Annotated in this window: 9 protein-coding genes; all 9 read right to left on the reverse strand. The window is 72.3% G+C overall.

Annotation, left to right across the window (positions count from 1 at the left end):
• The coding region (locus VI078_12360) for a shikimate dehydrogenase (GenBank protein ID HEY6000074.1) at window positions 1-454 on the reverse strand (454 nt) is incomplete at its 3' end.
• Window positions 447-1,889 carry an NADH-quinone oxidoreductase subunit N gene (locus VI078_12365; GenBank protein HEY6000075.1) on the reverse strand — a complete coding sequence of 481 codons (1,443 nt, stop codon included), beginning with the start codon at window positions 1,887-1,889 and terminating at the stop codon, window positions 447-449. The genes VI078_12365 and VI078_12360, both read right to left, overlap by 8 nt.
• 39 nt (window positions 1,890-1,928) lie before the next feature.
• The gene (locus tag VI078_12370; GenBank protein HEY6000076.1) at window positions 1,929-3,410 is read right to left on the reverse strand and encodes an NADH-quinone oxidoreductase subunit M; all 1,482 of its coding nucleotides are present in this window, start codon (window positions 3,408-3,410) and stop codon (window positions 1,929-1,931) included.
• A 4-nt stretch (window positions 3,411-3,414) separates the two neighbouring features.
• Window positions 3,415-5,328, reverse strand: coding sequence for an NADH-quinone oxidoreductase subunit L (gene nuoL, locus VI078_12375; protein ID HEY6000077.1), 1,914 nt, complete (start codon window positions 5,326-5,328; stop codon window positions 3,415-3,417).
• A 10-nt stretch (window positions 5,329-5,338) separates the two neighbouring features.
• The gene (gene nuoK / locus VI078_12380; GenBank protein ID HEY6000078.1) at window positions 5,339-5,641 is read right to left on the reverse strand and encodes an NADH-quinone oxidoreductase subunit NuoK; all 303 of its coding nucleotides are present in this window, start codon (window positions 5,639-5,641) and stop codon (window positions 5,339-5,341) included.
• Window positions 5,641-6,147, reverse strand: a complete 507-nt coding sequence (locus VI078_12385) for an NADH-quinone oxidoreductase subunit J (protein ID HEY6000079.1) — start codon at window positions 6,145-6,147, stop codon at window positions 5,641-5,643. Before VI078_12385 ends, nuoK begins: the two co-directional genes overlap by 1 nt.
• Window positions 6,144-6,551 (reverse strand): NADH-quinone oxidoreductase subunit NuoI, encoded by a 408-nt coding sequence (gene nuoI, locus VI078_12390; GenBank protein ID HEY6000080.1) that lies wholly within the window; start codon window positions 6,549-6,551, stop codon window positions 6,144-6,146. Before nuoI ends, VI078_12385 begins: the two co-directional genes overlap by 4 nt.
• Window positions 6,548-7,528: an NADH-quinone oxidoreductase subunit NuoH gene (gene nuoH, locus VI078_12395; protein ID HEY6000081.1), complete on the reverse strand. Its 981-nt coding sequence runs from the start codon at window positions 7,526-7,528 to the stop codon at window positions 6,548-6,550. Before nuoH ends, nuoI begins: the two co-directional genes overlap by 4 nt.
• 12 nt (window positions 7,529-7,540) lie before the next feature.
• On the reverse strand, window positions 7,541-8,596 hold a 1,056-nt coding region (locus VI078_12400), incomplete at its 5' end, for a molybdopterin-dependent oxidoreductase (GenBank protein HEY6000082.1).

Genomic DNA, 8,596 nt, shown 5'->3' on the forward strand with positions numbered 1-8,596 from the left:
CGCGCGCCGCGCCGCCGGCGCCGAGCACCAGCACCTGCCCGCCGCGCACCCCCGCGCCGGCCTCGCGCAGCGCCAGCAGGAACCCCGGGGCGTCCGTGTTGTGCCCGACGAGCCCCTGCGGGCCGACCACGACGGTGTTCACGGCGCCGATCGCCGCCGCCGCCGCATCGACCCGGTCGAGGTGCCGCAGGACGGCCTCCTTGTACGGGATGGTGACGTTGATCCCCCAGAAGCCCAGCGGCCGGAGCGCGCGCATGACGTCGCGCAGCTCGCCCCGCGCGATCTCGAACGGCAGGTAGCGCGCGTCGAGGCCGAGGCGGCGCAGCGCCGCCTCGTGCATCCGCGGCGAGAGCGAGGCGCGGACGGGATTGCCGATGATGCCGAGCATCCCGGGCTGGCGAAGCTCGATGCGGGACGCCGGCAGCCGGAACCCGGCGCGCCGGGGACTAGCCAAGGATTGCCCTCGAGGCCAGTTCAACGAAGAACGACGGCACGACCCCCGCGACGAGGGTGCCGACCGCGGCGAGCACCACCGCGTAGGCCAGCCAGGAGAACTCGCCCCGACGCTCGACCTCGGCCGTCGTCTCCGGCTCGGGCAGCAGGTACAGGGCGTAGACCACGCGCAGGTAGTAGTACGCGCCGATCGCGCTCCCGAGCAGCGCCACGAGGACGAGGCCCCCGTAGCCGGCCTGCCAGCCCTCGAGGAAGATCCAGAACTTCGCGGGGAAGCCCGCCGTCGGCGGGATGCCGGCCAGCGAGAGGAGGAAGAGCGCGAAGAAGGCCCCCATCGCGGGGCGGCGACGGCCGAACCCGGCCAGGTCGCGCCAGGTCACCTCCGCGCCGGTGGCGCGCTCGAACCAGAGCAGCGTCCCGAAGGCGCCGAGGTTCATGAAGGCGTAGGCCAGCAGGTAGAACGCCAGCGGGCCCGTCGCTGCCGGATTGCGGCCGGTGGCGACGACGGCGACGAGCAGGTAGCCGACGTGCGCGACGCTGGAGTAGGCGAGCATCCGCTTGACACTCTCCTGCGCCAGGGCGGCGAGGTTCCCCCAGAGGATGGTCAGGGCGGCGAGCGACCACCAGACGGGGCCCCAGAGCTGGAACCAGTCGGGGAAGCCGCCGGCGAAGACGCGGGCGGCCACGCCCATCACCGCGATCTTCGGCCCGACGGCCAGGTACCCGGCGACCGGCGTCGGCGCCCCCTCGAGCACGTCGGGCATCCACATCTGGAACGGCGCGGCGCCCATCTTGAAGGCCAGGCCGCAGGCCAGGAAGGCCAGGCCCGCGAGCACGAGCGCGTCCGCCTCGCCGCCGCGCCCCACGCCCGCGAGCGCCCCCAGCGACGTGGACCCGGTGGCCCCGTAGACGAGCGAGAGGCCGTAGAGCAGCAGCGCGGAGGCGAAGAGCCCGGTGATCACGTACTTGAGCGCGCCCTCGGCGCTCGTCTCGCGGAACCAGGTGAAGCCCGCGAGGACGTAGAAGCTCACCGCCATCAGCTCGATGCCGAGGAAGATCAGCACCAGGTCGGTGCCCGAGATCATGACCATCATCCCCACGGCCGCCAGCAGCAGGAGGATCACGTACTCGCCGCCCGCGCGGGAGCGCGCGCCGATCTCCTCGACCGCGATCAGCAGCGAGAGCGCGGCGGCGACGAGGACGGCAACCTTGAACACGGTCGCCAGGGCGTCGCCGGCCCACATCCCGGCGAGCGCGTCGGGCGCCACGGACGCGGCGCCGGGGAGCAGGAAGAATGCGCCCGCAAGGGCGGCGAGGCCGACCGCGGCCTTGAGCCGCAGCCCCTTGGACGGCCAGATGCTCTCGAGCGCGGTCACGAGGAGCGCCGCGGCGAGCAGCAGCAGCTCGGGCGCCAGCGCCGTCGCCATCCCGTTCATCGCGCTCCCTCCCCTTCCGTCCGCGCCGCCGCCATCGCCCTACTGCCAGGCGCGGGAGAGCAGCGCCGGCAGGGCGCTCTCGATCACCGCGAGGAAGGGCCGCGGCGCGACCCCGATCCAGATCGTGAGCGCGACCAGCGGCGCCAGCGCGAGCAGCTCGAGCGCTGTCAGGTCGCCCAGCCCCGCGTACTGCTCGGGCAGCGTGCCGAAGATCACCCGCTGCAGCATCCAGAGCAGGTAGGCCGCGCCGAGCACGATGCCCACCGCCGTGCCGACGGCGAAGGCCGGCGACGCCGCGAACACGCCGATGAGGATCAGGAACTCGCCGACGAACCCGGCGAGCCCCGGCAGCCCGAGCGAGGCCAGCGCGAAGAACGCCAGCAGCGTCGCGTAGACCGGCAGCCGGTGCGCGAGGCCGCCGAGCTTCGGGATCGAGCGCTGGTGCGTGCGCTCGTAGACCATGCCGACGCAGAGGAAGAGCGCGCCGGTGATCAGGCCGTGGCCGATCATCTGGAGCACGGCGCCGGCCTCGCCGCGCGGGTCGAAGGAGAAGATCCCCGCGACGACGAAGCCGAGGTGCGAGATCGAGGAGTAGGCGATGAGTTTCTTCAGGTCGTCCTGCGCGAGCGCGAGCACGGCGCCGTAGATGATCCCGATCACCGCCAGCGTCAGCACGAACGGCGCCAGCTCGCGGCTGGCGTCCGGGAACAGCGGCAGCGAGAAGCGCATCAGCCCGTAGGTGCCCATCTTCAGGAGCACGCCCGCCAGGACGACGGAGCCGGCCGTCGGCGCCTCCACGTGCGCGTCCGGCAGCCAGGTGTGCACCGGCACGAGCGGCACCTTGACCGCGAACGCGGCGAAGAAGCCGAGGAAGGCCCAGAACTGCAGCGACCCCGGGTAGGAGGTCTGCGCCAGCTGCACGATGTCGAAGGTGTAGACGCCCGTGCGGCTGCCGTGGTGCCAGTAGACCGCGATCGCGGCCGCGAGCATCAGCAGGCTGCCGACGAGGGTGTAGAGGAAGAACTTCACGGAGGCGTAGATGCGCCGCGGCCCGCCCCAGATGCCGATGAGCAGGAACATCGGGATCAGCATCGCCTCCCAGAAGATGTAGAAGAGCACGAAGTCGAGGGCGACGAAGACGCCGGTGAGGCCGGCCTGGAGCATGAGCAGCGCCGCGTAGTAGGCACGCTCGCGCTGGCGCACGTGCTCCATCGAGAAGAGCACCACGACCGGGCCGAGCAGCGCCGAGAGCAGCACGAGCAGCAGGCTCAGGCCGTCGACGCCGAGGTGGTACTCCGCGCCGATCGCGGGGATCCACGAGAGCCGCTCCTCGAACTGGAAGCCGCCGCGGGGCACGAAGCCCGTCCAGAGCTGGAGCGCGACCGCGAGCACCGCCAGGGTCGTCGCCAGCGCGACCGCCCGCTGCAGCCGCACCTGCGCGGCGGGCACCAGCGCCAGCGCCAGCGCGCCGGCCACGGGGCCGAAGACCAGGAAGCTCAGGACCGGGAAGCCGCTTTCCACTGTGTTATCTCCAGAGCAGGACGCCCAGCACGGCGGCCACCCCGATCGCCATCCACGAGAGGTAGTCGCGCAGCCGGCCGGTCTGCAGCCGCGCGAGCGCCCGGCCCCAGCCCTGTGCCGCCTCCGCGACGCCGTTGACGATGCCGTCGATCACGCCGAGGTCGAAGCGCAACGCCCCGCGGGCGAGCGCCAGCAGCGGCCGCACGATGACCGCGCTGTAGAGCTCGTCGATGTAGAACTTGTTCTTCGAGAGCGCGTAGAGCCGCGGCCACGAGGCGGCGACGCGGTCCGGGTCGATCGCGCCCTTCTGGTAGACGAGCCAGCCGAGGAAGGCGCCGCCGAGCGCCAGCGCGATGGCGAGCCCCTCCGCGAAGAGCGCGCCCTCGACCTCGCCGTGCTCCGCCGACGGCAGCGCGCGCCCGAGGAACTCGGTGAAGCCGTGCTCCAGCGGCAGGCCGGCGACGAAGGACATCACCGCGAGGATGACCAGCGGCCCGAGCATGACCCAGGGCGACTCGTGCACGCCCGGCGGGTGCCCGTGCCCGCCGTGGGCGTCGTGCGCGTCATGCATGTCGCCCGCAGGCGTCGCGCCGAGGCAGTCCGCGTCGCGCCGCCCGAAGAAGACCAGGACCACGGCGCGCGTGACGTAGAAGGCCGTCCCGCCCGCCGTGAGCACGCCGAGCCCGAAGAGCACGTAGTGGTGGCCGGCCCACGCCCCGCCGAGGATCATCTCCTTGGAGTAGAAGCCCGCGAAGAACGGGATGCCCGCCAGCGCCAGCGAGCCGACGATGAACGTGGTCGCCGTCCAGGGGATCTTCCGGAACAGCCTTCCCTGGCGGCTCACGTCGCAGTCGCCGCCGATGGCGTGCATGACGCTGCCGGAGCCGAGGAAGAGCAGCGCCTTGAAGAAGGCGTGGGTGAAGAGGTGGAAGATCGCGCCGATCCAGGCGCCGACGCCGAGCCCGAGGAACATGAACCCGAGCTGGCTCACCGTCGAGTAGGCCATGATGCGCTTGAGGTCGCTCTGCGTGAACGCGATCGCCGCGGCCATGACCGCGGTCAGCGTGCCGACGACCGCCACGACCTGCATCGCCGTGGGCGAGAGCGCGAACAGCGCGTTGCAGCGGGCCACCATGTACACGCCGGCGGTGACCATGGTCGCCGCGTGGATCAGGGCGGAGACCGGCGTCGGGCCCTCCATCGCGTCGGGGAGCCAGACGTGCAGCGGCAGCTGCGCCGACTTGCCGCAGGCGCCGACGAAGAGCAGCAGGCAGATCCAGGTCACGGTCGAGGGCGGCAGCTGCGGCGCGAGCGCGAAGACGCGCTGGTAGTCGACGCTCCCCGTGTTCGCGATCAGCAGCAGGATGCCGAGCGCGAAGCCGAAGTCGCCGACGCGGTTCACGAGGAAGGCCTTCTTCCCGGCGTCCGCCGCCGACTGCTTGTGGAACCAGAAGCCGATGAGCAGGTAGGAGCAGAGGCCGACGGCCTCCCAGAAGACGTAGAGCAGCAGGAAGTTGCCCGAGAGCACGAGCATGAGCATCGAGAAGGTGAAGAGCGAGAGGTAGGCGAAGAAGCGGTGGTAGCCGCCGTCGCCGTGCATGTAGCCCACCGAGTAGAGGTGCACGAGGGTGCTCACGCCCGTGACGACCACGAGCATGATGGCGGTCAGCGGGTCGGCCGCCAGCGTCAGCGGCACCTGGAAGGGGCCGACCGCGATCCAGGTGAAGAAGTCCACGCGCCAGGCCGGTGACTCCAGCGCGTGGCGCAGCACCTGCACGGCGCAGACGAACGCCCCGCCGACGGCGAGCAGCGCCGGCCAGTGCGCCGCGGTCCGCGTCAGCTTCCGCCCGAGCAGGCCGTTGAGGAGGAAGGCCGCAAACGGCAGCGCCGGGATCAGCCAGAGCAGGGTCTCCGCCATCGCGCCTCTCCTAGCCCTTGAGCAGCGTCGCGGCGTCGGCGTCGAGCGCGCCGCGGTGGCGGTGCCAGGCGAGGATCACGGCGAGCGCCACGCCCAGCTCCGCCGCCTCCACGCCGATCACGAACAGCGCGATCACCAGCCCGCTGTAGTGCTGGTGCAGGTTCGAGAACGCCACGAGGTTGAGGTTCACCGCGTTCACCATGAGCTCGATCGACATCAGCATGACCACGACGTTGCGCCGCACGAGCGCGCCGGCGAGCCCGATCGAGAAGAGCGCCGCGCCGAGGGCCACGTACCAGCTCACCGGCACCATCACTTCCTCCTCCCGATCACGATCAGGCCGAAGAGCGCCGCGAGCAGGATCACCGAGAGCACCTCGAACGGCAGCAGGTACTGGCGGAAGAGCACCTTGCCGAGCACCTGGACGTGCCCCTCGCCGGGGGCGAGCCCGTTGCTCGCCGGCGCGAGCCAGCCGCGCGCGCGGGCGACGACCGCGAGCAGCTGCGCGAAGACGACGCCGCCGAGGATCGTCCCGGTGATCGCGGAGAGCCCCGACCAGTCCGCCCCCTCGCCGCCGCGCAGGTTCGCGAGCATGACGACGAAGACGAAGAGCACGACGATCGAGCCGGCGTAGAGCAGGATCTGCACCGCGCCGAGGAACTCCGCCCCCTGGAGGATGAAGAGCCCCGCCACGGCGAGGAAGCAGAGCACGAGCGCCAGGGCGCTGGCGACGATCCGGCGCGAGGCGACCACGACGAGCGCCGAGCCCAGCGCGACCAGCGCCAGGACGGCGAAGACCAGGGTCCCGAAGCCGCTCACAGCCCCTCCCCGTGGCGCAGCAGGTCGGACTTGCGCAGGATCGTCTCGCCGCGCTGGTAGTACGAGGCCTCGTAGCGCGGCGAGAGCACGATCGCCTCCTCGGGGCAGACCTCGGCGCAGAGGCCGCAGAAGAGGCAGTGCCCGAGGTCCACGTCGTACTCGTCGATCACCTTGCGCTCCTCGCCGGAGGTCACGAGGCGGATGCACTGGGTCGGGCAGATGCGCGCGCACAGGCAGCAGGAGATGCAGCGCTCCTCGCCCGTCTCCGGGTAGCGGCGCAGCGCGTGCAGGCCGCGGAAGCGCGGGGCGGGCTCGCGGCGCTCCTCCGGGTACTGGATGGTGACCGGCTTGCGGAAGACGTGCTTGAGCGTCGTGAGGAAGCCGGTGACGAGCGCGCCGATCATGTGCGGGCCCTCAGGGCGACGACGGCCGCCACCCACAGCAGGTTCAGCAGCGAGGCCGGCAGGAGCACCTTCCAGCCGAAGGCCATGAGCTGGTCGTAGCGCAGGCGCGGCAGCGTCGCGCGCAGCCAGTAGAAGAGCAGGATGAAGAGGATGCTCTTGGCGAAGAACCAGAGCAGCGAGAGCCCGGCCACGCTCTGGGCCCACGGCCCCTGCCAGCCGCCGAGGAAGAGCGTCGCGGCCAGCGCCGAGATCGTCCAGACCGAGGCGTACTCGCCGAGCTGGAAGATGCCGAAGCCCATCGCCGAGTACTCGGTGTGGTAGCCGGCGCCCAGCTCGCCCTCGGCCTCGGGGAGGTCGAAGGGGATGCGGTTGGTCTCGGCGATGCCGGCGATCAGGAAGATGAGGAAGCCCAGCGGCTGCAGCAGCACGAAGGGCACGCGCCGCTGCGCCTCGACGATCTCGACGAGGCTCAGCGAGCCGGCCATGAGCACGACGCCGACGAGCGAGAGCCCGAGGGCCAGCTCGTAGGCGATCATCTGGGATGCCGAGCGCAGCGCGCCGAGCAGCGAGTACTTGCTGTTGGACGCCCAGCCGCCGAAGATGACGCCGTAGATCGAGAGCGAGCCGATCGCCATGAGCATCAGCAGGCCCGCGTTGACGTCGGTGATCACCAGCCCCCGCCCGAACGGGATGAGCGTGTAGACGGTGGCCGCCGGCACGAACGTGAACAGGGGCGCCGCCATGAAGAGCCAGCGGTTGGCGGCGGCCGGCACGACGTACTCCTTCGTGATCAGCTTGACCGCGTCCGCGACCCACTGCAGGACGCCGAAGGGCCCCGCCCGGTTCGGCCCGAAGCGGATCTGCAGGCGCCCGAGCACCTTGCGCTCCGCCCAGGTCGAGATGCCGACCACGACCGGCAGCGCGAGCAGCACGATCATGATCTTGAGCAGCGTCCAGAGCAGCGTCAGCGCGTCCATCGCCGTCTCCCCCTACCCCGCCGCCACCGGCTCGACGCCGTCGAGCAGCACGCAGGCCAGGGGCCACCCCGCCGGGTGCCGGGCGTCCCGCGCGAAGGACTTCAGGGCCGCATCAAGCGGGTCGAGCGGCAGGTAGAGCTGGCCCGGGGGCGTGCGGCGGTCCGCGCGGACGGCCACGGTCACGCTCGCGCCGCCCGAGACCAGCCGCGCGCGCGCGGCGTTGGCGAGCCCGAGGCCGGCGAGGTCCCCGGGGTTCACCTCGAGGGCCGGCCCCGGGAAGATGCGGTCGGCCTCGGCCACCGAGCGCACCCGGTCGTCCAGGTACGGCGACCAGCGCAGGTGCAGCAGCCGCCCGCCAGCGGGCGTTGCGGCCACCGCCGCGGGCCGCTCCGGCGGACTCCACACCGGGGTGCGGGCCGCCGCCGGCGGGGCGAAGCTCACGGTGTGCCCGAAGCCCGCCGCGACCGCCGCCAGGCTCTCGCGCAGGGCCGGCACCGTCGGCGGCGGCGAGAGCGCGGCCCGCAGCTGCTGCGCCAGGCCGTTGCTCGCCACGAAGGTGCCGTCCTTCTCGGCGAAGGTGCGCAGCGGCAGCACCACGTGTGCGGCTTCCGCGGTCGGCGTCAGCTGGGTCTCGAAGACCACGAGGAACTTCGCCCGCCGCGTCCAGGTCTCGAAGGCCGAGCCGGGGACCGCCGTGCCCAGCGGGTCGGCGCCGAACACGACCAGGACCTCCGGGTCGCCCTCGGGCTCCGGGTCGGCCGAGGCTGCGAGGGCCGCCACGCCCCGGCTGTTGCAGTCGCTGCGGACGTAGACGATGCCGGCGGCGGCGTTGCCCGCCAGCAGCCGGTCGAGCTCGGTCAGCAGGCGCGGGACCTGCCCGCCCGGGTCGAACCAGCCGCGGTGGGAGACGAACACGGGGTTCTTCGCGGCGGCGATCATCGCGGCCAGCTCCCGCAGGGAACCGGGGGCCAGGCCGGCCTCCGCCTCGACGCGCTCCGGGTCGGCGGCCGCGCAGACCGCCTGGAGGGCGGCGTCCGGCTGGGCGGCCAGCCGCCCGGCGTGCTCGGC

The organism is bacterium (genome assembly GCA_036524115.1).
In the GTDB taxonomy this organism is placed as follows: Bacteria; JAUVQV01; JAUVQV01; order JAUVQV01; family DATDCY01; genus DATDCY01.